This is a genomic window from Aeromonas sp. QDB11 (assembly GCF_027705265.1).
In the GTDB taxonomy this organism is placed as follows: Bacteria; Pseudomonadota; Gammaproteobacteria; order Enterobacterales; family Aeromonadaceae; genus Aeromonas; species Aeromonas allosaccharophila.
Genome location: NZ_JAPDBM010000056.1, coordinates 1 through 23,648 on the forward strand (window position 1 = coordinate 1; position 23,648 = coordinate 23,648).

General features: G+C 58.3%; 21 protein-coding genes and 2 pseudogenes. 11 read left to right on the forward strand and 12 right to left on the reverse strand.

Features of this window, described 5'->3' with window-relative positions:
* The coding region (locus OKC40_RS16855) for an IS4 family transposase (RefSeq protein WP_270796073.1) at positions 1-953 on the forward strand (953 nt) is incomplete at its 5' end.
* 44 nt (positions 954-997) lie between these two features.
* Here the strand turns inward: OKC40_RS16855 and OKC40_RS16860 are convergent.
* Positions 998-1,221, reverse strand: a pseudogene (locus OKC40_RS16860) (hypothetical protein); the annotation flags it as partial.
* Between the two features lie 488 nt (positions 1,222-1,709).
* Between OKC40_RS16860 and OKC40_RS16865 the strand changes: the two are divergent.
* The 3 genes from OKC40_RS16865 to OKC40_RS16875 are packed head-to-tail and all read left to right on the forward strand — an operon-like array spanning position 1,710 to position 5,964.
* Positions 1,710-3,275, forward strand: a complete 1,566-nt coding sequence (locus OKC40_RS16865) for an OmpA family protein (protein WP_182938010.1) — start codon at positions 1,710-1,712, stop codon at positions 3,273-3,275.
* Between the two features lie 11 nt (positions 3,276-3,286).
* Positions 3,287-5,131: a hypothetical protein gene (locus OKC40_RS16870; RefSeq protein WP_270796076.1), complete on the forward strand. Its 1,845-nt coding sequence runs from the start codon at positions 3,287-3,289 to the stop codon at positions 5,129-5,131.
* Complete coding sequence (locus tag OKC40_RS16875; RefSeq protein ID WP_197970776.1) at positions 5,131-5,964, forward strand: hypothetical protein; 834 nt, start codon at positions 5,131-5,133, stop codon at positions 5,962-5,964. Before OKC40_RS16870 ends, OKC40_RS16875 begins: the two co-directional genes overlap by 1 nt.
* A gap of 179 nt (positions 5,965-6,143) precedes the next feature.
* On the opposite strand, the gene OKC40_RS16880 is transcribed toward OKC40_RS16875, so the two are convergent.
* Positions 6,144-7,400 carry an adenylosuccinate synthetase gene (locus OKC40_RS16880; protein ID WP_270796078.1) on the reverse strand — a complete coding sequence of 419 codons (1,257 nt, stop codon included), beginning with the start codon at positions 7,398-7,400 and terminating at the stop codon, positions 6,144-6,146.
* A 171-nt stretch (positions 7,401-7,571) separates the two neighbouring features.
* On the opposite strand from OKC40_RS16880, the gene OKC40_RS16885 reads away from it, so the two are divergent.
* Positions 7,572-8,486, forward strand: a complete 915-nt coding sequence (locus tag OKC40_RS16885; RefSeq protein ID WP_042061332.1) for a LysR family transcriptional regulator — start codon at positions 7,572-7,574, stop codon at positions 8,484-8,486.
* Positions 8,487-8,610: 124 nt separating this feature from the next.
* On the opposite strand, the gene OKC40_RS16890 is transcribed toward OKC40_RS16885, so the two are convergent.
* The gene (locus OKC40_RS16890) at positions 8,611-10,029 is read right to left on the reverse strand and encodes a TAXI family TRAP transporter solute-binding subunit (RefSeq protein ID WP_270796080.1); all 1,419 of its coding nucleotides are present in this window, start codon (positions 10,027-10,029) and stop codon (positions 8,611-8,613) included.
* A gap of 80 nt (positions 10,030-10,109) precedes the next feature.
* Positions 10,110-11,255 carry a MalY/PatB family protein gene (locus tag OKC40_RS16895; protein ID WP_270796082.1) on the reverse strand — a complete coding sequence of 382 codons (1,146 nt, stop codon included), beginning with the start codon at positions 11,253-11,255 and terminating at the stop codon, positions 10,110-10,112.
* 182 nt (positions 11,256-11,437) lie between these two features.
* Between OKC40_RS16895 and OKC40_RS16900 the strand changes: the two genes are divergently transcribed.
* Positions 11,438-12,610, forward strand: a complete 1,173-nt coding sequence (locus OKC40_RS16900; RefSeq protein WP_042061338.1) for an MFS transporter — start codon at positions 11,438-11,440, stop codon at positions 12,608-12,610.
* 16 nt (positions 12,611-12,626) lie between these two features.
* Here the strand turns inward: OKC40_RS16900 and OKC40_RS16905 are convergent, their stop codons facing one another.
* Together OKC40_RS16905 and OKC40_RS16910 are read right to left on the reverse strand one after the other, a co-directional pair.
* The gene (locus OKC40_RS16905) at positions 12,627-13,541 is read right to left on the reverse strand and encodes a LysR family transcriptional regulator (protein ID WP_042061340.1); all 915 of its coding nucleotides are present in this window, start codon (positions 13,539-13,541) and stop codon (positions 12,627-12,629) included.
* Between the two features lie 105 nt (positions 13,542-13,646).
* The gene (locus OKC40_RS16910; RefSeq protein ID WP_042061343.1) at positions 13,647-14,402 is read right to left on the reverse strand and encodes a YciK family oxidoreductase; all 756 of its coding nucleotides are present in this window, start codon (positions 14,400-14,402) and stop codon (positions 13,647-13,649) included.
* A gap of 222 nt (positions 14,403-14,624) precedes the next feature.
* Here OKC40_RS16910 and sohB point away from each other — a divergent pair, with 222 nt between their 5' ends.
* Together sohB and OKC40_RS16920 are read left to right on the forward strand one after the other, a co-directional pair.
* On the forward strand, positions 14,625-15,632 hold the full coding sequence (gene sohB / locus OKC40_RS16915) for a protease SohB (RefSeq protein WP_270796087.1): 1,008 nt from the start codon (positions 14,625-14,627) through the stop codon (positions 15,630-15,632).
* A gap of 189 nt (positions 15,633-15,821) precedes the next feature.
* On the forward strand, positions 15,822-17,045 hold the full coding sequence (locus OKC40_RS16920) for an MFS transporter (RefSeq protein WP_270796090.1): 1,224 nt from the start codon (positions 15,822-15,824) through the stop codon (positions 17,043-17,045).
* Between the two features lie 16 nt (positions 17,046-17,061).
* On the opposite strand, the gene OKC40_RS16925 is transcribed toward OKC40_RS16920, so the two are convergent.
* Positions 17,062-18,144 carry a protoglobin domain-containing protein gene (locus OKC40_RS16925; protein WP_058052795.1) on the reverse strand — a complete coding sequence of 361 codons (1,083 nt, stop codon included), beginning with the start codon at positions 18,142-18,144 and terminating at the stop codon, positions 17,062-17,064.
* A gap of 176 nt (positions 18,145-18,320) precedes the next feature.
* The gene (locus OKC40_RS16930; protein ID WP_234604952.1) at positions 18,321-18,674 is read right to left on the reverse strand and encodes a DsrE/DsrF/TusD sulfur relay family protein; all 354 of its coding nucleotides are present in this window, start codon (positions 18,672-18,674) and stop codon (positions 18,321-18,323) included.
* 158 nt (positions 18,675-18,832) lie between these two features.
* On the opposite strand from OKC40_RS16930, the gene OKC40_RS16935 reads away from it, so the two are divergent.
* A complete protein-coding gene (locus tag OKC40_RS16935) occupies positions 18,833-19,225 on the forward strand; it encodes a DUF1090 domain-containing protein (protein WP_234604949.1) in 393 nt (130 codons plus the stop codon).
* Between the two features lie 75 nt (positions 19,226-19,300).
* On the opposite strand, the pseudogene OKC40_RS16940 reads toward OKC40_RS16935, so the two are convergent.
* From OKC40_RS16940 to OKC40_RS16960, 4 genes and pseudogenes are all read right to left on the reverse strand, one after another.
* Positions 19,301-19,384, reverse strand: a pseudogene (locus OKC40_RS16940) (YfhL family 4Fe-4S dicluster ferredoxin); the annotation flags it as partial.
* A gap of 132 nt (positions 19,385-19,516) precedes the next feature.
* The gene (locus OKC40_RS16950; RefSeq protein WP_042658166.1) at positions 19,517-19,765 is read right to left on the reverse strand and encodes a YfhL family 4Fe-4S dicluster ferredoxin; all 249 of its coding nucleotides are present in this window, start codon (positions 19,763-19,765) and stop codon (positions 19,517-19,519) included.
* Position 19,766: 1 nt separating this feature from the next.
* The gene (trhP, locus tag OKC40_RS16955; RefSeq protein ID WP_042658165.1) at positions 19,767-21,128 is read right to left on the reverse strand and encodes a prephenate-dependent tRNA uridine(34) hydroxylase TrhP; all 1,362 of its coding nucleotides are present in this window, start codon (positions 21,126-21,128) and stop codon (positions 19,767-19,769) included.
* Between the two features lie 250 nt (positions 21,129-21,378).
* On the reverse strand, positions 21,379-22,116 hold the full coding sequence (locus OKC40_RS16960) for an EAL domain-containing protein (RefSeq protein ID WP_270796096.1): 738 nt from the start codon (positions 22,114-22,116) through the stop codon (positions 21,379-21,381).
* A 279-nt stretch (positions 22,117-22,395) separates the two neighbouring features.
* Between OKC40_RS16960 and OKC40_RS16965 the strand changes: the two genes are divergently transcribed.
* Both OKC40_RS16965 and OKC40_RS16970 read left to right on the forward strand, forming a co-directional pair.
* A complete protein-coding gene (locus OKC40_RS16965; protein WP_270796099.1) occupies positions 22,396-23,100 on the forward strand; it encodes a hypothetical protein in 705 nt (234 codons plus the stop codon).
* 46 nt (positions 23,101-23,146) lie between these two features.
* Positions 23,147-23,638 carry a CS1 type fimbrial major subunit gene (locus tag OKC40_RS16970; RefSeq protein WP_270796101.1) on the forward strand — a complete coding sequence of 164 codons (492 nt, stop codon included), beginning with the start codon at positions 23,147-23,149 and terminating at the stop codon, positions 23,636-23,638.
* The last annotated feature ends 10 nt before the right edge of the window (positions 23,639-23,648 follow it).

The following is a 23,648-nucleotide window of genomic DNA, read 5'->3' on the forward strand; positions in this document are numbered from 1 at the left end:
TGAGTGATCGGCATGGATGTTATTACGTGATCGGCATGAATGTTATTGAGCGATCGCCATGCGTGGGAATATGCAAGCAAACCGCCAAAACACTTGCCGCCCGGCTTGGCAGCACCCTGGCCAACGTTATCTCGGTCTGTGACCGGGAAGCGGATATCTACGAATACCTGCACTACAAGCAGAAACATACCCAGCGCTTCGTGGTGCGCTCGATGCAAAGCCGCTGTATCAACGAGCACGACAACAAGCTCTACGACTATGCCAGGCAGTGCCAATCTGCGGGCACCCGGGTGGTCAAGATACCCCAGCGAGGTGGCAGAAAAGCCAGAGAGGCCGTGCTCGATATCAAGTTTGCCAGGGTCACCCTGAAGGCCCCGGCCAACAAGCGTAGGGAGCCTGATATCCCGCTCTACTACGTGGGGTGCATCGAGCAGAGCGATGCAGCCGACCGGCTGGAGTGGCATCTGCTGACCAGTGAAGCGGTGACCTGCACCGAACAGGCCAGCGAGATTATCGGCTACTACGAGCGACGCTGGCTCATCGAGGATTATCACAAGGTCTGGAAGAGTGCGGGCACCCGGGTCGAGGCGCTGAGGATGCAGAGTCGGGAGAACCTGACGCGTATGAGCGTCATCCTGGCCTTTATCGCGGTGCGGTTGCTGCAGTTGCGATTTATCAAAGAGGAGCCTGCCGCGCAGGGAGAAAGCTGCAAAGGAGTGCTGGGCACAAAGAGCTGGCAGCTGCTGTGGTTGAAGATGGAGAAGAGGGCCCTGCCAAATGAAGCCCCCGATATAGCGTGGGCGTACAAGAGCCTGGCGATACTGGGGTGCTGGAAGGACACCAAGCGCACGGGGCGAGCCTCGATAGCGGTGTTATGGGAGGGCTGGTTTAGGTTACAGACCCTCCTTGAAGGCTATGAACTGGCGCTGTCTCTTGAGCATCAACAGTTGTGATCAAGAGACAGCCATCCGGAGGCCTTTTGCATTATGAAGCAGGCTTACGCCTGTGGTTTCAGGAAGTTGCGATAGAGCATATATAGAGGTGGGCAGAGCTCCAGCTGAAGTTGCTGGCTCCTTGCATGGCGCCGGTCTCCGGGTTGTAGTTTTCACGGATGGGGCCGCTGCCCGCCAACCTTCCGGTGTTGTTGAACTGTAGTGGTCTAATCACCTCGCGCACCCGCGCTGCTGTCTCCTTGTCGGCGACTTCTGCCCAGCGCGGGCTCACCCTTCGCTATCTATACAATAAGGCTGCATTGCATTTTCGCTTGAGGCACAATATGGGCTGCAATATTAATTGTTTGACTCAATCAGAGTCTCTTTTTTATTGAGGTTTCTCTCAATGGTAAAACGATTGGATATCTGAATAAGAGAGCCTGTCTGCCGCTGAAATATTCCCGAGGAAAAACAGTGTTGCCTAGGGGAATAGCCTAAAAAATTCAAATAAAAATAACTGGTTGTCCATTGAGCAATCTGAGCGTATTTCGACCACGCATAGTGTGATGATGTTTTTTGTCCAACTCAATGTTAAGAGCAGTCCCGATGCGTAGGTATCCATAATGGAATCGTTTATCAAGGTTTCACTGAGAGCGTTGTTAACTGGCTCGCGGTGATTTGAGGGACTGGCAATAAATCTTGCTATTCAGGTAAACATAACAAAAAAAGGGATAAGTCATGATTAGGATGCCTCTAGATAGGCCAACGGTGCTGGCGATGGCCATAACCTTGTCGGTGACAGGGTGTGCAACCATCGATAAGCAAGTTGCCGAGAGTGATAGTTGGGTAAGCTGTGCCGGTGGTGGCCTGCTAGGCGCTCTTGCTGGCGCGGCGATTGGTGCCACTCAAGGTGGTAGCGACAAGGTGCTCATTGGGGCTGTCGCCGGTGCTGCGGTGGGTTGTGGTGGCGGCCTTTGGTACAAAGACCGAGTTGATAGGTTACAAAAAATAGCCAAGGAAGAAGGCTTAAAAATGCAGGTGCGTGAACTGCAAGTGGCTGCCGCCCAAGAGCAGCAGAAACAGAAGGATAAACCGACAGCAGTGGGACTTGAAGCATCTATAGAGTATGCCGAGATGTTTCCGGTAGGTTCTGCCAACCTGACCCCAGAAGGTCACCGGAAAATGACCCGTGTGGCGCAAGAGTTTGCCAGCAAACGGGAAGATCAGTCTAAGCTCCCTGAGAATCAACGTAGAAAGGTGTTGGTGGTCGGCCATACCGATTCTGCTGGCGCGGCTCAGTTCAATCAGCGCCTCTCTGAGGAACGAGCTCGGGCCATGGGCCAGATACTGGCTGCAGCCGGGGTGCCTCGTAGCGATATCTACTACCAGGGGGCCGGCTCTTCCCGACCGATTGCCAGCAACGACAGCGAAGATGGTAGGGCACAAAACCGCAGAGTCGAGTTGGTCGAGGTGCAAAATGAGGCCTTGCTGGTTAAGCGTGTGAGTGAGGAACGTGCCAGTCCCAAATATTTAGCTCATGGCACTGGCACTGGCTCTGCGAGCAAGGTCGCATTGGCTGCCACTACCACAGCTGTGACCCCAAAGACTGTGAAGACTGAAACAATACCCGCTAGGTCTGCTAACACAGCCGAGTCGATGACTACTGCTGCAGCCACCCTCAAGGATAAGCCGGTCTCTCAGCCGAAGTCGGGTGACGTTCTCTCCCCCTCATTGACCGCCAGTGAATCTGTAGCGATCAAACTGGCCGGCAAGGGAACCATCGACTTTGGTGGCCATTTGGTTACCGACAGTTCCTCAGCGCTGACCGGCAGCATTGCGCCCAAAACCCCCACCTTCTCCATTATCACTCCAGCTTACGCCAGTGCTCCTATCAGTTCTTGCATAGGGGACATGCCCCGTGTCGAGGGCCAGGTTAAGAACCTGGCGAATGGCCAACCGCTAGCGGAACATTCTACCGAAGAATACTTCCCGGGCCTCAATGGCAAGCCATGGGTTGCAGCCGTGAATGGTCATGTGGCCTCGGTGGGGCCGGTAGCAGTACTGCGTGACGAAGCGAAAGTGGCTAAGCAGCCCGCCATGCAGTTCATCCCGGATTACAAAAAATCCAAAAAGCAGACCGCCAAGATTGAATCGGTCGCCAATACATACGAAGGGGAGACTCAAATCCTCTATCGGGTGTTTGCCGTCAATCAGGCTGCTTCGCCAGTGTCGTGTATGGATGTTGTGTTTGACAAACGATCTGGTGCCGCGGTTGCGGGCGAAATTTACTATCCGAAGCAGGGGGATGCCTACGTGGCCCAATACCTGCCTAAGCGTCGCTAAGGACTCCAAAAATGATACAAGACATCGTTCATGCCCTGTCGGGTGCTTGGCACATCATCAGTCTGGTGATCGGCTTGATGGTTGCGGTCGTGACCGCCATCGTTTATTGGTACGAAGTGAAATACTGGCACATGGAGATGCGGCTCCGGATGCCGTGGTTTGGCCGCATCGCGGCCTGGGTAAAAAACCCGGGCGAAAATGAGAAAGCATCCGAGGACAACCCCAATGCGGTAGGTTTCAACCCTGGTGAGAAAGGTGTGTGTGGTGCATATGACACCTTCTACAAGATGTATCAGCCCTCTGAAGAGAACTTCAAACGCAACCTCGATTATCTGGGAAAAGCTGACGAGGCGGATCGGTCGGAAAAGGGTTTAGGGATCTGGTTGTTGATGATCGTCCTGATGGTGATAGAGGCATCTGCCTTTGGCTATGCGTTGGCACCGTTTGCCCTTACCATGGCGACCCCCAACACAGCGATTGTTGGCGCTTTCTTCCTAGGTTTGGTTATCTCAATTATTGCCTTGGCTCTATCCGAGTTTGCTGGCCGTCAACTCTACCGCAATGGGGTCGTGAACAAGATCCTCTCCTACGAGTCGATCCGTGATGGCGCAGATATGACCAAGACTCTCAACGCCACCATCGACAATACCTATGACGACAATGGCGCTAAACCCTTCCAGCAATTGCTGAACCGGATCAATGTGCCAATCGATAAATACGGGCAGCCGCAGCGCCGATTCTCGATCATTGCCGGGTACGGGATCTTTATCATAGGGCTGGCAGTCGCCGCGTTCTGGGTTCGAACCGAAACCCTGAACCAGCAGGAAGCATTGCTGGTCGAGAATCCGACAGCAGTCATCCAGAATGCTGATGATTTCCCGGTTGCATCTGGTGAGGGTGAAATTCCCCTGCCATCCGATATGGCGGAGTTGTCCGCCAGTTCCAGTCAGAAGTCCGCGCAAGACCAGATTGATGCTATCCATCGAGCTTCGCTGGTGACCTTTGCTGTGTTATCTGGGTTGTTTGTTTTTATTCAGTTTACTTCGACTTTCCTTGCGTTTAGGCACAGCTTTGCTGGGACGTACTCTCGTGGGGCTTGGGAGATGACTCATAAGTACAACAGTGCCTCCGAGTTTGTAAGACACCATAAGATCAAAGCTGCCGCTATTGCCCAAGACGCTCAATCCTCCCTGGCGAAGTTGCAGTCGTTGCAGGACAAGGTGTTCAGAGTGAGCGGTAAGACAAAGGACGACCTGAGTCATAACAAAGACAGTCGCACTTTCTTGCGCTACGTGGAAGAGCAGGAGACCATCGATCATATCAAGAAAAACCGTGAGATCGGCAAGCAAAGTACCGATGTGGTCACCGACTACGTAGTCAAGACCATCAATGACTTGAAGGAGGCGATAGCTGCGAAAGACAACGAGAGAATTTGGTCGATCACTGATGTTGCTGGGCCCCGGTTTGCCGCGATCAACAATCCTGCGTTGATGGCTCAAAAGGCGACGTTCAATGAACTGGTGGCTGTCTTTGGTGCGAGACCGAGCGTGGCACAGCCACAAGCTGTTGCCCAATCCTATCAACCGGTCACGCTTGCAGCCACATCAGTACCATCAGTCGAATCGGTAGCTCCAGTAGCACCAGTAGCTGAAATGGCAGAGGTGACCCAGACCATCGTAGCGCCACAGGTGTATTCCGAGGGTGAAAGTGTGGCAGGCTTCGATCCTCATGCTTGGGGCGATCTGACTCAGTTTGAAGCTGACGACATGGACTATGTTGCCAAGAAGAAGGGCGTATCTGTGGACGACCTTAAACGAGCACGTCGATTGCAAATGCTCGACAAAGTGGAGGCGTGATGAAACCACGGATCCTTTTGACATTGATGTTGATGCTTTCGGCGACAGTGATGGCAGCAGAGCGCAACGACCTGAGCAGTTGCTATCAACAGGCTAGGATTACCGAATTCAAGCCTGCGCCCTCGGGTCGTATGTTGTCGGTTGTGGTGGATCAGACCACGCCGCTCACACCGGATCTGCAGCGTACCGCCTGGGATCATATCAAGCGATTCCTGCAGCCGGGCGATCAGTTGCGTCTGTACTCCTTCTCCGCCTATTTGGAAGGTCACTACATGCAGCTGAAATATGCAGGGCTGCTAGATAAAGGGCTTGACCCATCGCAATTGGGTGATGTTCCGATGATGAACGCCAAAAAGCTCGATCAATGTCTAGCCTCCCAACCCCAAGCTATGTTGCAACAATTTGGTAAGCAGTTCGTGCAAACAATGGGCAAATCCTCGACAGATATCCCGCGTAGCGAGATCCTGTTTAGCCTCAAGGCGGTGGGTGACGATATCCGAGCGGCTGATGGCGTGAAGGAAAACATCATTTTGCTGATGTCTGACATGCTGGAATACAGCGACTTTGGTAGCTTCTATCAAGCCAAAGGGATCCGTGATATTTCCCCAGCAGTGGAGCTAGCCAAGGTCGAAAAGGCTAATCTGGTCGCTGACTTCAACGGTGCCAGGGTATATGTGCATGGGGCGGCCTTTGTGCCAACCGATACAAAGAACGGCTATCGAAGTGGCAAGATGATCCAGAATCTAGAATCCTTCTGGAGTCAATATTTCCAACGTTCAAACGGCCAGCTCATCGCATTTGGGCATCCAGAGCTCACAGTCTCTGTGCAGTAACGCAGCGCTAAGCTGGTTGGGGTAAGAACACCATCATAGTTAATGCCAGTCAGTTAAATCTGACTGGCATTATTTTTACTTACTTCTTTTCACTGTGCTGAATTAACTCGCGGCATGAGCCAAACAAAAAAACCGGCATCAAGGATGCCGGTTTTTTGTTTGACGATGAGAAGTGCGGCTTAGCGCAGGATCATCTCGTCACGGCCCGGGCCGACGGAAACCATCGGAACCGGTACGCCGAGCAGCGCTTCGATACGCAGCACGTACTGCTGGGCAGCGCGCGGCAGCTCTTCGAAGGTGCGGCAACCGGTGATGTCTTCGCTCCAGCTTTCCATCTGCTCGTAAACCGGCTTCAGGGCAGCGGTTTGTGGCCAAATCGGGTTCTCGGTGTGGGCACCTTCGTAAGCGACGCAGATCTTCAGATCCGGCAGACCGGTCAGGCAGTCCAGCTTGGTCAGGGCCACTTCGGTGGCGGCTTGCAGTTCGACACCGTTCTTGGTGGCGACAGCGTCGAAGTAACCGACATCACGGGGACGGCCGGTGGTGGCACCGAACTCGTTGGTGATCTTGCGGAACTCGTCCTGGTTCTCCATGGCGGTCAGCAGGGTGCCGGTACCGACAGAGGAGCTGAATGCCTTGGCCACAGCGATGACGCGCTCCGGACGCAGTGCCGGCAGACCGCCACCGATACCGGCGTAGGCGCCAGATACGTGGGAGGAGGTCACCCAGGGGTATTCACCGTAGATCAGGTCACGGCCAGCACCCAGCTGCGCTTCGAACAGCAGGGTCTTGCCTTCAGCCTGCAGCGCTTTGAGCGGCATGCTGACGTTACACACGGCGTCGATCCAGGGTGCAGAGACTTCCAGCAGCCAGTCGGCCATCTCCTGGGCAGTCTGGGTGAATTCGAAGGAGGGGTAGATAGTCTTCATCTGCGGCAGTTTCCAGTCCAGCATGAACTGGATGCGCTCGACCAGCACTTCCGGCTGTTTCAGCCAGCCGACCAGGATCGCTTTCTTCATCACGCGATCACCGTAGGCAGGGGCGATGCCCTGACGCGTGGAGCCATAGGCGCCGTCACCCAGACGTTGCTCTTCCAGGGTATCTTCCAGTGCGTGCAGCGGCAGGCAGAGGGTGGCGCGGTCAGAGATGGCCAGCTTCGGAGTCACGCCGGAGGCTTTGACTTCATCGAGCTCGACGGTCAGTTTCTCGGGGCTGATCACCATGCCCGGGCCGAGGACAACCAGGCAATCCGGGTTGAATACGCCACTCGGAACCTGGTGCAGCTTGAAGGTGCCAAGGTCGTTGACCACGGTGTGGCCAGCGTTGTTGCCGCCCTGGAAGCGAATGCTGGCGCCAGCTTGACCTGCCAGATAATCAACGATGCGGCCTTTGCCTTCATCACCCCAGTTAGCACCTACGACTACGATAGACGACATGACTCTTTCTCCTAAGACGTTAGGCGTCCATCCTAGGAGCCTGATGCGGATTAGAAAAATTAATTATCTTTATAATTCCGATAAGAGAATCATATAATTGTGACCAATTAAGCGGCAAACCGCCCAAATTTGCCGGGCAAGCCCCGCACATCGCGGGTTGAGGGACTCTTTATGCTGGACATTCACTGGCTGCAAACCTTTGTTACCCTGGCCAGATTGCAACATTTTGGTCAGACCGCCACCGAGCTGCACATGACCCAGCCCAATGTCAGCCTGCATATCAAGCGGCTGGAGCAGGCGACCCGGGTGAGGCTGATCGAGCGCAGTCCGTTTCGCCTGACGCAGGCGGGGGAGCGGCTGCTGCAAAGCGCCGAGCGCACCATCGCCGAGTTGCAGCTCTGCCAGTCCGATCTCAATGCCCTCAACCAGCTGAGTCAGGGGACGCTGGCCATCGCCGCCAGCGACATCATCTCCCGCCTGCTGCTGATCCAGCCGTTTCAGCGCTTCAAGCGGGAGTTTCCCGGCATCGACCTCACTCTGTTCAACACCACTTCGGATCAGGCGGCCGAGCTGGTCAAGGCGGGCAAGGCGGATCTGGGCTTCGTGATGGCGCAAAAGCGCAGCGAACCGCTCTTCTATACCGAGCTGCAACAGGTGACCTGGTGCGCGCTGGGTCATGGCCTCGCCCGTTGGCAGGCGCGGGCGGTGGCGGGAGAGAGCGACCCGCTTGACGAGCCGACCCTGATCCTGCTCGGTCACGACACCCGTACCCGGGCGCTGATCGACCCGTCCTTGCCGCTGCTGGCCTTGCCCCCCTGTCGCATCATGGAGGTAGGCAGCGTGGACGCTCAGCTCGATTGGGCCGAGGCGGGGTTTGGTGTCGCCATCGTGCCGGACTTCTCCCTGCATCCGCGCCTCAACCTCACCGCGCCGGTCACCAGCCTCAGCGACTTTCCCGGTACCAGTCTGGGCTACGTGGTGCGCCAGAATCAGGTGTTGTCGCGGGCCATTAAGCAGCTGCTGCACTGGGTGGAGGAGGAGATCCAGAAGCCCAACCCCTATCTGACCCGGGGAGTGGAGCCGTAGCGGTACGGCAAGGTGAGCAGGCCAATCAGGGTGACAGCGCCGCCATCAATTGCGTCACTATCGAACGCGCGTAAACAATCAGGGCAGCCGAGGCTGCCCTGATGTATTTGTTGGCGCTGACCACTCAGGGCTGCAGCGGCGTGGCTGCGCTGGCGGCAGGGGAGGGAGGCGTGTCGGTTTTATCCTGCTGCGGGGTTTCGCCAGTGACCGCGCTACTGGCAGGCTGGGTTGCCTGCTCTTGCTGCGCAGTTGCCGCAGAGGCGCTTTGCGGCCGTTCGGTCGAGATAGCAGCCGATGGCACCGTTGACACTGCGGAAGAGGTTTGGGGGGCTAAGCTGGCCTCGCTCTCAACCTCGGCAGCTGGCGCCGTCGGATCAGGGATCACCTCGAGCACCTCTTCGGGCAAGGTGGTGGCCTCTGTGGCTTCTGTCGCCACTGCGGCACTGCTGGTGGCGGTCGCCTCAAGGGGCGTTGCCGTTCCGTCAGCGGCACTCACCGGCTCTGCCGTTGGTGCCGCCTCCGAGGTCGATGGCTCAGCTGTTAACTGCTCCGGTGCCAGCTGTTCCGTTGTTAACTGCTCGGGGGTCAGTGGCAAGGGGGCTGGCGGTTGATCCGACATCCCCGCATGGAGGGGCAGCTCGGTTTGCGCCTGCAACTGCTCGGGGGTCACCTTGCTCAGGGCCGGATGCAACCGGCTGAACTGCTTGATCCGGGCCAGCAGGGTATCGCGCACGGTACGAACGATGGGATCCGGCAGGCTGGCCAGCGCCACCAGTTCGGCACTCATCCCGATATTGTTGATGGAGGCCGTCTGCCCCGGATAGAGGTTGGCGGCGATGCGGCTGCGCTGGTAGTAGGGGTGTTGCTTGAGCAGCGTGTCGATCTGCTCCCCTTCGATGGGGATCAGGCGCACCTTGCAGCGGCTGATCAGGTCGCCGACCGCCTGACTGGGATGACCGGCGACCACAAAGGCGGCATCCAGCGAGCCATCGCACAACCCTTCCAGCGGTTCGCTGTTCGATTTGAGCTGATAGGCGACAAACTGCCCGGGTTGCCATCCCATGGCCGCCATCAGGGCCTGGCTGGTGATCTGTTCACCGGCGCCGCTGTTGCCCGGATAGACCCGTTTCCCCTCGATATCCGCCAGAGTGGTGATGCCGCTGTCGGGGGCGGCCAGCAGGGTCAGCGACTCCTGATAGAGGCGAAACAGGCTGCGCAGCTCATGGTTGGCACCCTGCCCGCTGAAGGGGCCGGTGCCGTGCAGGGCGTGATGCAACACATCGGACTGCACCAGCGCCAGCTGTACTTCCCCCTTGCCGAGCGCCTTGAGGTTGGCCATCGAGCCACGGGTGCTCTGCACGGTGCAGCTGTCCCCATGCAGGGCATGGCCAGCATTGAGCACCCGACAGATGGCGCCACCGGTCGGGTAGTAGACCCCGTTGAGCGGGCCCGTTCCTATGGTCAGCGCTTGGCTGCCAAAGGGGAGCAGCGCAGAGAGTGCACAGAGGGGAAGCAGAAGGTGATGCAAGATCCGTAGCGACATAATTGACCGTTGACTGAGTTGACCGCTGGCTGATGACACCGGGTAAAGGGATGGGGCTTGCCCATCCCGTTGCTGGCTGATTAGGGCTTGCTGTGGTTTAGGATCGCCCGTTCCATCCGCGCCAGCGCATCGGTCAGCCGTGCCCTGATGCAGCCGAAGTTGAGCCGCACGAACTGACCATCGCCAAACTGGGCGCCGGGGGAGAGACCGACCCCGGCCTGCTCGAAGAAGGCGATGGGATCGGCAAGGCCAAGGGCGCTCACATCGATCCAGGCCAGATACGTCGCCTGATGGCTGGCCAGCTTGACGCCGGGCCAACGGACAACCGCCTGCTGGATCAGGGCCAGATTGGCTGCCAGATAGTCGAGCTGCTCGGTCAGCCACTGATCGCCCCCTTCATAGGCCGCTTCGGCGGCGACAAAGCCCAGCAGGTTGACGTCAGCACTGATGCCGCGCATCGCCTGTTGCAGCCTGAAGCGCAGACGGGCGTTGGGGATGATGGCGAAGGAGCAGCAGAGACCGGCGATATTGAAGGTCTTGCTCGGGGCCATCATCACCGCGCAGCGCTCGGCAGCTTCCGGGCTGATGGCGCCGTAGGGAATGTGGCGGGCGTTTTTATCCAGCAGCAGATCGCAGTGGATTTCATCTGAACAGATCACCAGATTGTGGCGCGCGGCGATGGCATCGATGGCCAGCAGTTCGTCACGGGTGAAGATGGTGCCGCCCGGGTTGTGGGGATTGCAGAGCAGCAGCAGATCCGCCGAGGGGGCCTGACGCTCCAGCTCTGCCAGATCCAGTACCCAGCGACCGGCTTCTTCTACCATGGGGACGGTGAGCAGGGGACGATCATTGAAGCCCGGCGCCTGCAGGAAGGGGTAGTAGACCGGCTTGGGAGTGATGATGCCGCGGCCATGCTGGCTCCACGCCTTGCAGGCGAGGTTGAGCCCCGGTACCACCCCGGGCAGGAATACTAGCCATTCGGGCTCGATAGCCCAGCCATAGCGGGTAGCCATCCGTTCGATAATGAGTTCGATCAGGCGCGGCGAGGGGCGTGAATAGCCGAAAATGCCGTGGGCGACCCGTTTGGTCAACGCCTCAATCACGGACGGGGGGGAGACAAAGTCGGTATCGGCAACCCACATGGGCAGCACATCCTGACCCTTGTACTTGTCCCATTTCAGGCTCATGGTGCCACTGCGGTCTACTTCCTGATCAAAATCAAACATGCGAACTCCTTGTGCTGGCAGGATGGGCTTTCACTCTACGGGGTCGCGGCTTCCCTCGCAAGGCGCACACCCGCTTATGCCATCCTTGAGCCCGCTCTTGATAGTGACATAAGATAGGCGCCGAATTTTCATACGGCAGCCGAGCGTTGGCCCGTATCGTCCTTCCAATCAGTGGTAACCCTATGAGCTTGTCGATAGCGGCGGTCAAACGCCCGGACCCCGTCTCTCTTTCGTTTCTTGCCGTGACCTTTATGACCGGCGTCGCGGTGGCATTGCAGGTGCCTACCTTAAGCCTGTTTCTGGCCGAGGAGGTGCAGGTGCGCCCCTTTCTGGTCGGGCTCTTCTATACCATCAATGCGGTAGTGGGCATTCTGGTCAGCCAGTGGCTGGGCCATCGCTCCGATAACAAGGGGGATCGCAAGCGACTGATCCTGCGCTGCTGTTTTGCCGGGGTGGCGCTCTCCTTGCTGTTTGCCTGGAACCGCAACTACTGGCTGCTGGCGAGTCTGGGGGTCATGCTGGCAGCGCTGGCGGCCACTGCCAGCCCCCAGCTGTTTGCGCTGGCGCGGGAGTACTCTGACAGCCGCAACCAGCGGGCGGACATGTTCAGCTCGGTGATGCGGGCTCAATTTTCGCTGGCCTGGGTCATAGGCCCGCCCATCGCCTTCGCGCTGGCCATCGGCTACGGCTTCGAGTTGATGTATCTGGCGTCGGCACTGGCCTACCTGCTCTGCGCCCTGGTGGTGTGGCGCTGGCTGCCCTCTCTGCCGTTGCCCAAGATGGATGAAGATATTGAGCGGGTCAGCAGTTGGCGGGATCCGGCGGTGCGGGCGCTCTTTATCGCCTCCACCCTGATGTGGACCTGCAACAGCATGTACCTCATCAATATGCCGCTCTACATCACCCGCGAGCTGGGGTTGGAGGAGAAACTGGCGGGTATCTTGATGGGCACGGCCGCGGCGCTGGAGATCCCCTTTATGCTGCTGGCGGGTTACTACACGGCCCGCTTTGGCAAGCGCCCCATGATGTTGCTGGCGGTGCTGGCTGGCGCTGCTTTTTACACCGGCCTGGTGACCCTCACCGACCAATACGCCCTGATTGCCTTGCAGCTGTTCAACGCCATCTTCATCGGTATCGTGGCGGGGATTGGCATGTCCTACTTTCAGGATCTGATGCCGGGACGGGCCGGGGTGGCGACCACCCTGTTTGCCAACAGTATCCGCACCGGCTCCATCATGGCGGGGGCCATCGCCGGTGTGGTGGCGGAGGTGTGGAGTTTCCACGGGGTCTTTATGGTGGCGCTGGGATTGGCACTGGCGGCGCTGGCCGCCTGCTGGCGGGTGCCCAACGTCTGACGGGGTGATCTGACTGTTATTTGCCGTGCTGGGGCTGGGTGTGCGGAAGCGGCGATGATTCGCCCTGATACTCGTTGCGCAGGCAGCGTAGCAGCAGCTCGGTCGCGGGGCCGAGGGCCTCGGGGGAGAGGGTCAGCAGGTAGGTGTAGAGGTGGCGCTCGTTGCCGCTATCCAGATCCAGCTGTATGAGTGAGCCTTCCGCCAGCTCCCGCTCCACCAGATGGCGCGGCAGCCACGCATAGCCGAGACCGAGGCGCAGCATGGCGAGCACTTCGTGGTAGTGGGTGGCCTTCCAGCCGGTGTCATCCGCATCGTTCCAGTCCACCGAGCGGTGAATGGGGGGATGGAGGCTGATCTGGTTGTAGCCGATCAGCACATCGCTGCGAATGGGCCCCTCCTCCTGTGCCAGCGGATGGCTGGCGGCGCAGAGGGGCAGCAGGCACACCTCGTCCAGCAACAGGCCGGTGCGATCGCCGGGCAGGTGCTCGGAGAGCATCAGATCTCCCGGTTGCAGGGCGTTGAAGTGGCAGTGAATGCGCTCGTGCAGGTTGACCCGGCAACCCCGGCTGCGGGGATAGAAGCTGGCCAGCGCCCGATAGAGGCGATCCCTTGGCTGCAACGCCGAGACATAGAGGTTGATCTGCGGCTCCCACTGCCGCTCCAGGTTGTTGGCCAGATTCTCCAGCTCTTCCACCTGCTGGCTCAACTGACGGGCCCGCTTGAGGAAGATCTCGCCCGCCGGGGTCAACACCGCCTTGCGGCCGCGCACCTCCAGCAAGGGCACGCCCAGACTCTGCTGCAACTTCGCAACCGCATGATTGAGGGAGGACTGGCTCTTGTTCAGCGCCTCGGCCGCCTGGGCGTAGCCGCCGCAGTCGACCACCGCCTGAAAGATCCGCCATTGCTCAAACGTGCTCTTGGGACGAAACATAGTTCAACCTGATTGGAGATAGGATGGTCAGGGGCTGCTACAGGGAGCCTGTGCTCCCTATTCAATTTAACCCCTGCCGTACAACACTCTGGGTATTTTATTGATTTATTTGGGCTGGGCCACAAAGGTTTGGCCGGTTTTGCCGCGGCTGTCCGACCCCATCAGGTAGAGGTAGAGGGGCATCAGGTCGGCCGGGGTCTTGAGGTTCATGGGATCTTCCGCTGGGAAGGCGCTGGCGCGCATTTTGGTGCGGGTGCCGCCCGGGTTGAGGGTATTGACCCGCACGCCGGTGTTTTCCAGCTCGTCGGCCAGCACTTCCATCATCCCCTCGATGGCGAATTTGGAGATGGCATAGGTGCCCCAGTAGGCGCGCCCTTTGCGTCCCACGCTGGAGGAGGTGTAGACGATGGAGGCTTCGCCCTGCGCCTTGGCGGTCTGGCGCAGCAGCGGCAGCAGTGCCTGGGTCAGCAGGAATTCCGATTTGACGTTGACCTGCATCACCTCGTCCCACTCCTTCTCCTGAATGTGTTCAAACGGAGAGAGGGTGCCGAGCAGACCGGCGTTGAACAGCACGCCGTCGAGGCGGCCAAACTGCTGGGCGAAGGTTTCGGCCATGCCGCGGTAGTGGGCGGCGGTGGCCCCTTTCAGATCTACCGGCACGATGGCGGGCAGCGGATAACCGGCGGCTTCAATCTGGTCATACACGGCTTCGAGTTTGGCACTGGTGCGGCCGAGCAGGATCACGGTGGCACCGTGGGCGGCGTAGGTGAGGGCGGCTTCACGGCCGATCCCGTCGCCGGCACCGGTGACCAGAATGACTTTATCCTTGAGCAGATCGCGGGGTGCCTGATAATCGAGCATGACAACTCCTGTTAACAAATTCCGGCCATAAGTGCATGGCAATCGGCGCCAAGTGTACTGATCCGCGCGCCCGTTTGACCAGCCAGCGGCAAGAAAAATGTGAAGAAAATAGAGAGGTTGTGATGCTCGGGTTGGTTTTTCCCGGCACTGGCTGCGATTTTTTGCGCGCCTCCGTCAAACTCCCTAGAATGTGACGAAAACCGATCCATTGTGGAGTCCATCGTGACATTTTTGACCGAATATGGCCTGTTTCTGGCCAAGACAGTGACCTTCCTGCTGGCCATCGGCGCCATCATTCTGATGATCGTCAGCACTCGCCAGCCGAAAGCGCGCAAGGGCGAGCTGGTGGTGACCGATCTCTCGAGCGAGCTGGAGCAGGGGCAGTTTGCGCTCAAGAGCGCGCTCGCCAGCAAGGCCGAGCGCAAGGTGCTGGAAAAACAGCAGAAAGAGGAGCAGAAAAAGCGCGCCAAGGCGGGTGATGAGCGCAGTCGCCTGTTCGTGCTCGATTTCAACGGCAGCATGGATGCCAAAGAGGTGGCCTCCCTGCGCGAAGAGGTGAGCGCGGTGATCGGCGTGGCCCAACCCGGCGACGAGGTACTGCTGCGGCTTGAATCCGGTGGCGGCGTGGTGCATGGCTATGGCTTGGCCGCTTCCCAACTGCAGCGTCTGCGGGACAAGGACATCACGCTCACCGTGGCTATCGACAAGGTGGCGGCAAGCGGCGGCTACATGATGGCCTGCGTGGCGGACAAGATCCTGGCTGCCCCCTTTGCCATCGTCGGCTCCATCGGGGTGATCGCCCAGATGCCGAACTTCAACAAGTTGCTGAAAAAGCACGATATCGAATTCGAGATGCACACCGCTGGGCAGTACAAGCGCACCATCACCATGTTCGGTGAGAACGACGATCTGGGGCGCGAGAAGTTTCGCGAGGAGCTGGCTGCGATCCATGAGCGCTTCAAGGCCTTTGTGGCCGAGCACCGCCCGCAACTCGATATCGATCGGGTCACGACCGGCGAGCACTGGCTGGCGAGTCAGGCCAAGGGGCTGGGGCTGGTGGATACCCTCTGCACCAGCGATGATTACCTGTTGGCGCAGGCCAGCCACCACAAGGTGGTCGGCATCAGCTATCGCAAGCCAAAAAGCCTGACCCAGAAGCTGGGGCAGCAGGGCGCGCAGGCGCTGGAAGCCGGACTGGGGCGGCTGTGGCAACAGAGCCCCTGGCGCTAAGCCTGGCCCTCTGGCGTTAGCCAGAAGAACGTGCCGTGATAAAAAGGCCAGCCGGACCACTCCGGCTGGCCTTTTTGCATCCGGTTGCACCTTGATGGTGAGCGAGCGTTGTTTCTATTGAAGCCCTCTGTTACAACAGAAGGCTTCCCCTTAGTTATTGTTGGCCCCATCGGGCCCCGGAGCTGGCCGATGCCGTGGCGCACCTTAAGGCAATTTACCCCGCTGGTCTGGATCGTCATTCTGGGCACTTTCATGGTGCGCACCAGCTACTACATGGTGTGGCCCTTCCTCTCCATTTTGCTCTATCGGGAGTATGACCTCTCGGCCACCTTCATCGGCCTGTTGCTGGGGGGCTCGATGGCCCTCTCCACTCTGGTGAGTTTCTACGGCGGCTGGCTCTCTGATCGCTTCGGGCGGCGCAGCATACTGCTGGCCGGTTGTCTGGTGGCGACGCTCTGTTTCGGTCTGCTCGGTTTTTCGCACGAGGTGTTCTGGCTCGGGATCGGGGTGATGGGTAGCGGCCTCTCGTCGGGGCTCATCGATGCCCCCGGCAAGGCGCTGATGGCCGACAGTCTGGCCTCGGCCAAGGCGCGGGAGCTGGCACTGCACCTGCGCTATTTTCTGCTTAATCTCGGGGCTGCGCTGGGGCCGCTGCTCGGGGTGACCCTCGGGATCAACGCCCAGCAGGAGACCTTCCTGTTTCTGGTGGTGAGCTATCTGCTGTTGGCACTGGCCTTTGGCTGGGGATTTCGCCGGGCTGGCAGCACAGACAAGTCGGGGGCGACTGGCCCCGGGCTGCGAGATGCCATCAAGGTGTTGCTGGCGGATCGCGCCTTCCTGCTGCTGGTGATGGCCAATCTGCTGATGGTGCTGGTCTACTCCCAGTTTCACTCGCCGCTGGTGCAGTACCTGACCCGGGCCGGTATGCCGCAGGTGGCCGAGTTGGTTGCTCTGCTGGTGGCGACCAACGCCCTGACCGTGGTGCTGCTGCAATTTCCGCTGCTGCGCTTGTTGTCACGCTGGCCGGTGCGGGTACGGCTTCATATCGGCATGGCACTCTTTCTGGCGGCCCAACTGCTCTTCGCGCTGGGAGACCCGACGGTGCGCAGCCACTGGTTTGTCGCCGTGCTGTTGCTCAGCATTGGCGAGACCATCCTGTTCCCACTGCTTAACGTGCTGATCGATCAGATGGCCCCGACTCATCTCAAGGGGAGCTACTTTGGTGCCAGCGCACTGGCCGGGTTGGGAGGGGCCGCCGGCGCGCTGCTGGGAGGCTGGATCCTCGAACAGTGGAGTGGCCAGCTGCTCTATGTGCTGATGGCGCTGCTCTGCGTGGCGATTTTTGCGCTCTATGAGTGGGGTGCCAGGGTGTCTCGTCCCGCTTCGCTCCCCGCGGCAACGAAGCGAGGCTGACAGCCAGCCCCGGGGATCAGTGGGTGCTGCCCGGGGTTATCTCCTTGAGCGCCTTCTTGGCCGCGTACATTCGCTCGTCGGCCAGCCGGATCAGGTTGAGCCCGTCATCGTAGTGATCCGGCCCGGTCTGGGCGATACCAATACTGAGGGTGAGATCCTCCAGCTGACCCTTGATGGCCTGGGTCAGTCGTTTGAGATAGATATCCCTGGCCTGACTCTCGCTGCAGTTGGGCAGGATCAGACAGAACTCATCCCCGCCATAGCGAAAGCAGCTGTCTTCGGCACGAAAGACCTGACGGATGCAGTGGCCGACGATCCGCAGGATCTCGTCGCCGCGTTGATGTCCTTCGGTGTCATTGATCTGTTTGAAGTTATCGATGTCGATATAGGCGATGGCCATGGGTTCGGCACGGCGCTGACAGGTGCGCAGGGTTAGCAACAGCAGCTCGTTAAGGTGGCGAACGTTGAGCAATCCGGTCAGGGCATCGGTGCGGTTCAGCTCCTCCAGTTGTCTGGTTCGTTCGCGCACCTTTTGCTCCAGACTCTTGGCATAACTTTCCGATTTCTCTCTGGAAGACTCTATTTCCGACACCAGACTGCGAATATAGGTCTCGAACACCAGGGTGATATCGAACAGAAAGAGTTTGTCCAGCGCGGCCAGCATGACGAGGCGCTCCGGTTCATCGCGGATCTGCTCGAAAATATCCTCGATCAGCAGGGCCTTGAGGGTGTTGATGGCGGCCAGATAGAGTTTGGGCTCGACCCCGATCCGCTTGTGAACCAGCCCGATCCGCAGCCGGTTGTTGACGTACTCCAGATCGTAATGACCGCTGAAGAGATCGAGCACATAACGCCGTTGTGCGGTGCGCAATCGGGTGAGGGTATCGGCATCGCCGATCAGCAGGGCGATTTCGGTGATGGCCGTCTGCTGCTGATAGAAGCGATCGACCAGGGCATCGATCCGTGGCTCTATTTTGCCGCAATAGCTCGCCAGCAGCGCCACATCCTGCTCGCTGAGCAGCAGCAACTCCTTGCGATGGGCAATCTCGAATTCGGTGATGCGCATCTGCTCAAGCAGGGTCTGTTCGGTCGGATTCATCGTCGTCCTCTGTCCATGGCTGGGCCATTACTCTGTCCGTGAAGCGGTGCAGGGCAAGCAGAATGGGCAACTGACATTGTAGTCATTGAGGAGCGAGGGAGCGAAATGACCCCCACTTTGCCTGATGTGAGGTACTCAGTGGCACAAGTGGGGGAGTGCAGGGCAAGCAGAGACGATCAGAAGGTCAGTACCTTGTCGGCGGCCAGGCTCCACTGGGCCAGCATCGGCAGGGTGCCGACCTCAATGCCCTCGATCAGTGGCAGGGCGGTGATGCCACGGGCATCGGTGCAGGTCTTGCACAGGCGAATGGTGACGCCCTGAGCCAGCAGGATCTCCAGCATCTGGCGCAGGTTGTACCCTTCCGCCGGTGACTGACCGGCCAGCGCCGCGCTCACCGCATCAGACATCAGGAACAGCTTCAGGCTGGCACCACCCTGCTCGTTGAGGGCGATAGCGAGGCGCAGTGCGTTGAACAGGGATTCGCTGCCGTAGGGGGCGCCGTTGGCAATCACCACAATTTGTTGATTCATAAGAGACTCCTGATCCTAAAAGGCCTCATTGTAGAACCAATAGGGTGATGAATGCGTGATGTCGCACAACTTCTGTCGCACCTTTTCCCTGCTTGCTTGACCCGTTGGCGAAACACGGTTCTTATGGTCAGTTCGCAAACATGACCGGGTAAATCAAGATGTGGAAAAGTGTAGGAATAGGGTTGCTGCTGTTGGCGGGTCAGGCCTATGGCAGTGAAGCGGTCGGTTGCAAGGCGCGTCTGCAGGCCGTCAACGACCAGCTGGTGTTTGCCAAAGCACACAACAATGCCGGGCAGATTGCCGGGCTGGAGCAGGCCGCGCGCAATATCAAGGCCAACTGCACCGATGAGGGGTTGCTCAGGGAGCAGAAAGAGCGGGTTCACAAGCTGCGTGGCGAGGTGGACGAGCGCTTGCTCGAGTTGCAGGAGGCAAGAGTGAGTGGCAAGCCGGAGAAAATTGCCAAGCAACAGGCCAAGCTGGAGGAGTCCCAGACCAGGATGCTGGAGGCCCAGCGCGAGCTGGACCAGCTGAGCCGGCTGGTCGGCAAGTGATGACCAGCTACTGAACGCCGGATCAAAAAAGGCCGATTGCTCGGCCTTTTTTTCGTTTTACGGTCTGTGCATCAGCTATTGCCTGTGCATCCGCACAAACTTCTCCATCAGCTGATCTTCGGTCTCCACATGGGCGGGATCCCGGAAGATGCAGTCCATGTAGAGCAGATGCTGATGCCGGAGTTACTGCCTGTGCATCCGGACGAACTTTTCCATCAGCTGATCGTTGGTTTCCACATGGGCGTGATCCCGGAAGATGCAGTCCATGTAGAGCAGACGCTGATGCCGGAGTTACTGCCGGTGCATCCGCACGAACTTTTCCATCAGCTGATCTTCGGTCTCCACATGCGCGGGATCCCAGATGATGCAGTCGATAGGGCAGACGCTGATACAGGTCGGCTTCTCATAGTGACCGACGCACTCGGTGCAGCGACTGGGGTCGATCTCGTAGATCTCATCCCCCAGGCTGATGGCCTGGTTGGGGCACTCGGGATCGCACATGTCACAGTTGATGCACTTGTCGGTGATGAGCAGTGCCATCTCAGGCCGCCGAGTGGGGCTGACGGGTATCCTGACGCTCGCCCAGATTGCGCAGCAGGATGCCGTAGTTGATGTCCACTTCCTTCGGTACTGGCACATAGACCACGTGGCCGTTGCCCGGTGCAGTGTCGATCAGCTCGCCCTTGCGGTTCTGCATCTGCTCCAGATTGAAGCTGAGGTTGCCCTGCGGGGTCATCAGCTCCAGGCTGTTGCCCACCAGGAACTTGTTCTTCACCTCGACTTCCACCATGTCACCGTTGCGGCCGGTGATCTCGCCGACAAACTGCTGGGTGTCGGAGACGGAGTAGCCGTAGTCGTAGTTCTGGTATTCGCTGTGGTTGTGACGGCGCAGGAAGCCCTCGGTGTAGCCGCGGTGGGCCAGATTCTCGAGGGTGCCCATCAGGCTGCGATCGAACGGACGACCCGCCACTGCATCGTCAATGGCCTTGCGATAGACCTGAGCGGTACGGGCGCAATAGTAGAAGGATTTGGTGCGGCCTTCGATTTTCAGCGAGTGAACGCCCATCTTGGTCAATCGCTCGACGTGCTCGACCGCGCGCAAGTCCTTGGAGTTCATGATGTAGGTGCCGTGCTCGTCCTCGAACGCGCTCATGTACTCGCCCGGGCGGTTGGACTCTTCCAGCAGCACCAGCGCATCGGTCGGTTTGCCAAGGCCCAGGGTGTTGTCGGGACGCACGGCGATGGGCTCCTGACGGTGGACGATCTGGCCTACGTCATCTTCTTTACCTTCGTGCACCTTGTACTCCCAGCGGCAGGAGTTGGTGCAGGTGCCCTGGTTGGGGTCACGCTTGTTGATGTAACCGGAGAGCAGGCAGCGGCCGGAGTAGGCCATGCACAGGGCGCCGTGGACGAACACTTCCAGCTCCATCTCCGGCACCTGCATGCGGATCTCTTCGATCTCGTCCAGCGACAGCTCGCGGGAGAGAATGGCGCGAGTCAGTCCCATCTGATGCCAGAACTTCACCGTGGCCCAGTTGACCGCGTTGGCCTGCACCGACAGGTGGATCGGCATATCCGGGAAGGCTTCGCGCATCATCATGATGAGACCGGGGTCGGACATGATCAGCGCATCCGGCTTCATCTCTACCACCGGGCGCATGTCGCGGATAAAGGTCTTGAGCTTGGAGTTGTGGGGCTGGATATTGGCCACCACATAGAACTGCTTGCCCAGCGCATGGGCTTCGTTGATGCCCAGCTGCAGGTTTTCGTGATCGAATTCGTTGTTGCGCACCCGCAGGCTGTAGCGGGGCTGGCCGGCATAGACGGCATCGGCGCCATAGGCATAGGCGTAACGCATGTTCTTGAGGGAACCTGCGGGGGAGAGCAATTCTGGTTTAAACATGGCGGACTCTTTATATCTGATTGCAAATCAGGACGGCACCACCTGATGGCGCCGTATTGGTTGAGTTGCGGTGCAAGATGCCCTCCGAGAGGAGGCTCAATGCAGCGCGGCCCGATGACGGCATACCCGAAACACCTGTAGATGAATATGTGCCGGATAAACGGGGTGCGAGATTGTACTCGCCCTCACCGCATCATGCAATTTGGCAGGGAATGGTTGCCAGCGCGAGTCAGCTAGAAAAGCGGGCCGCTCAGGCCCAACGGGAGAGGGGGGCGGGCATGGCGTAGGCGTAACCCTGCTGATAGTCACAGCCGAGCCGGTTGGCAATCTCGATATGGGTCTGGTTTTCTACCCCTTCGCACACCACCTTCATGCCGAGCCGCTGCAGGTACTCCACCAGTCCGGTCAGCATGCGCAAGGCATGACTACTCTTGACCGCCTGTAGCAGCAGGGAGCGATCCAGCTTGATGATCTCGTAGGGCAGCGCCATCACCCGCTGAAAATTGCACTCCTGGGTGCCGAAGTCATCGCAGGCGATATGGGCACCGTGGCTGCGTAGTACCTCGATCAGTGCCCGATGCTGGCTGTGCAGCGGGGCGTACTCCACCACCTCGAACCAGATTGCGATCTCCAGTTTGCGAGCCTGTAGCAGCACCAGCAGCAACAGATTCTGATAGGTGGCACTGCCCAGTGCCGGATTGAGGTTGATGGAGAGCATATAGGGCCCTCCCTTTGCCAGTGCTGGCAGGTCGCGCAGGATGGATCTGAGCATGACGATGTCCAGATGCAGGGATTCATCTTCGCTCAGGGAGGGGAAATCGATGCCCCGATAGCATTGCTGCTGAGGATCCCAGCGTCTGGCCAGCACTTCAAACCCGATGACCCCCCGATCACGATCAACGATCGGCTGATAAAAGGGCACGGCAATCTCCACTGTCGCCAGGGAGGCCACGTCACTGACCGGAAACTCTTCTTTGAACGCAAACATGGCACATCCCTGTTGACGGTTATGGCTGTGGATAATACTGGAAGCCACTAAATGTGGGCTGTAGGAATTGTCTGATTATTGGCAGGTAAAATACTCGCAAAGTATCAGATTATTCCGATTAAGTCTGGTGTGTGGATTATCTAGACTGGCCTCAACAATGAATCTCCAAACTAAAAAGTAAATATAATGCCCGAGGGGTTTATATACGGTTCATTCATATTTTTCAGCGACAGCCTTTGCTGAACTGCCTTCTCTTTCTTGCTATGTGATAATTTTTATATGAGTAAATTTTTTATTTTATTTCTGCTGGTGCTCAGTGGCAACGCCTTGGCATCGCCGGATATCAGTGTTGGCACTTTATATGACTATATGTCGGCAGAGAAAACTACGCTGCTCAAACGGATTCGCAATATTGGCGATGAAACGGCTTTTGTCAAAATGACGCTGGCCGAGATTGTATATGGTGCAGACGGTGTGCCCAAGGAGCGGGATCTACCGGAGGAGGGCGTTCGCCAGCTGGTGACCAGTCCCTCACGGTTGATTATTCCCGCAGGTGGCATGCAGGCTACCCGTTTTATTTACATGGGGGAACGGGAACGTGAACGTTATTTTAGGGTGCGTTTTGTCCCGGTAAAGCCACAGGATGATGAACTCACCGAATTACCGCCACAACAACAGATCAGCGCAGGGGTCAGCATTATGACCGGTTTTGGCACCATTTTGTTTGTGGCACCCAAAGAGACCCGTTATGACACCCGGATTGACCGTGAAAACGGTGTTCTCTATGTGGAGAATCGGGGCAATGCCACCGTTATTCTCGATTATCTGGAACTGTGCGACAAAAAAGAAACGTCGTGCAGTCAACCAGAGAAACTGCATCTGCTGCCCGGAGTTAAAAAGCAGCTCGGTAAAGATGCGACCCGGACGGTTCGTTTTGAACTGATCGAAGGGAAAAAATCGGTATTCAGGGAGTTCAAACTCTGAATCCCGATATATCACAAGAACGACAATCACACCTGAAGGAGTGGCTATGAAGATGTTATCGCTTTTTCCCGCCCTGTTGCTGGCGAGCGGTTCGCTGATGGCGGCCGAGCGTATCGAGCATACGGTAACGGTAACGGCGCAGATCCCGACCGAAAACTTTTATGTGCAACCCGTGGGGGACTGGATGAGTACCCCGCAGAAACTGACCTTCAACCCCTTTAGCCAGAAGCTGGATCCCCTGGCCAAGCAGCTGGAGATGAAGAGCACCATTGGTCCCATCAAGGGCTATCTGGTCTATCCCGCTACCATGGCCAGCGGCAAGGAGAGCATCGGCTTGACGGTCAAGGTGGCAGGCGTTGCGCTGACCACTACATCTGCTGACTTGTTGAATCAGGCAGATGCCAATACCGGCAAACAGGTCGGGCTGGAGATTATTCCCGCTGTGGCGCCAACCGGTGGCTACAAGCCCGGCAACTATCAGGGGATTGTCAGCATGATGTTTGAATCCGAGGCGCCGCCAGCCCCTCCAGCTACCTAAATCCATAACA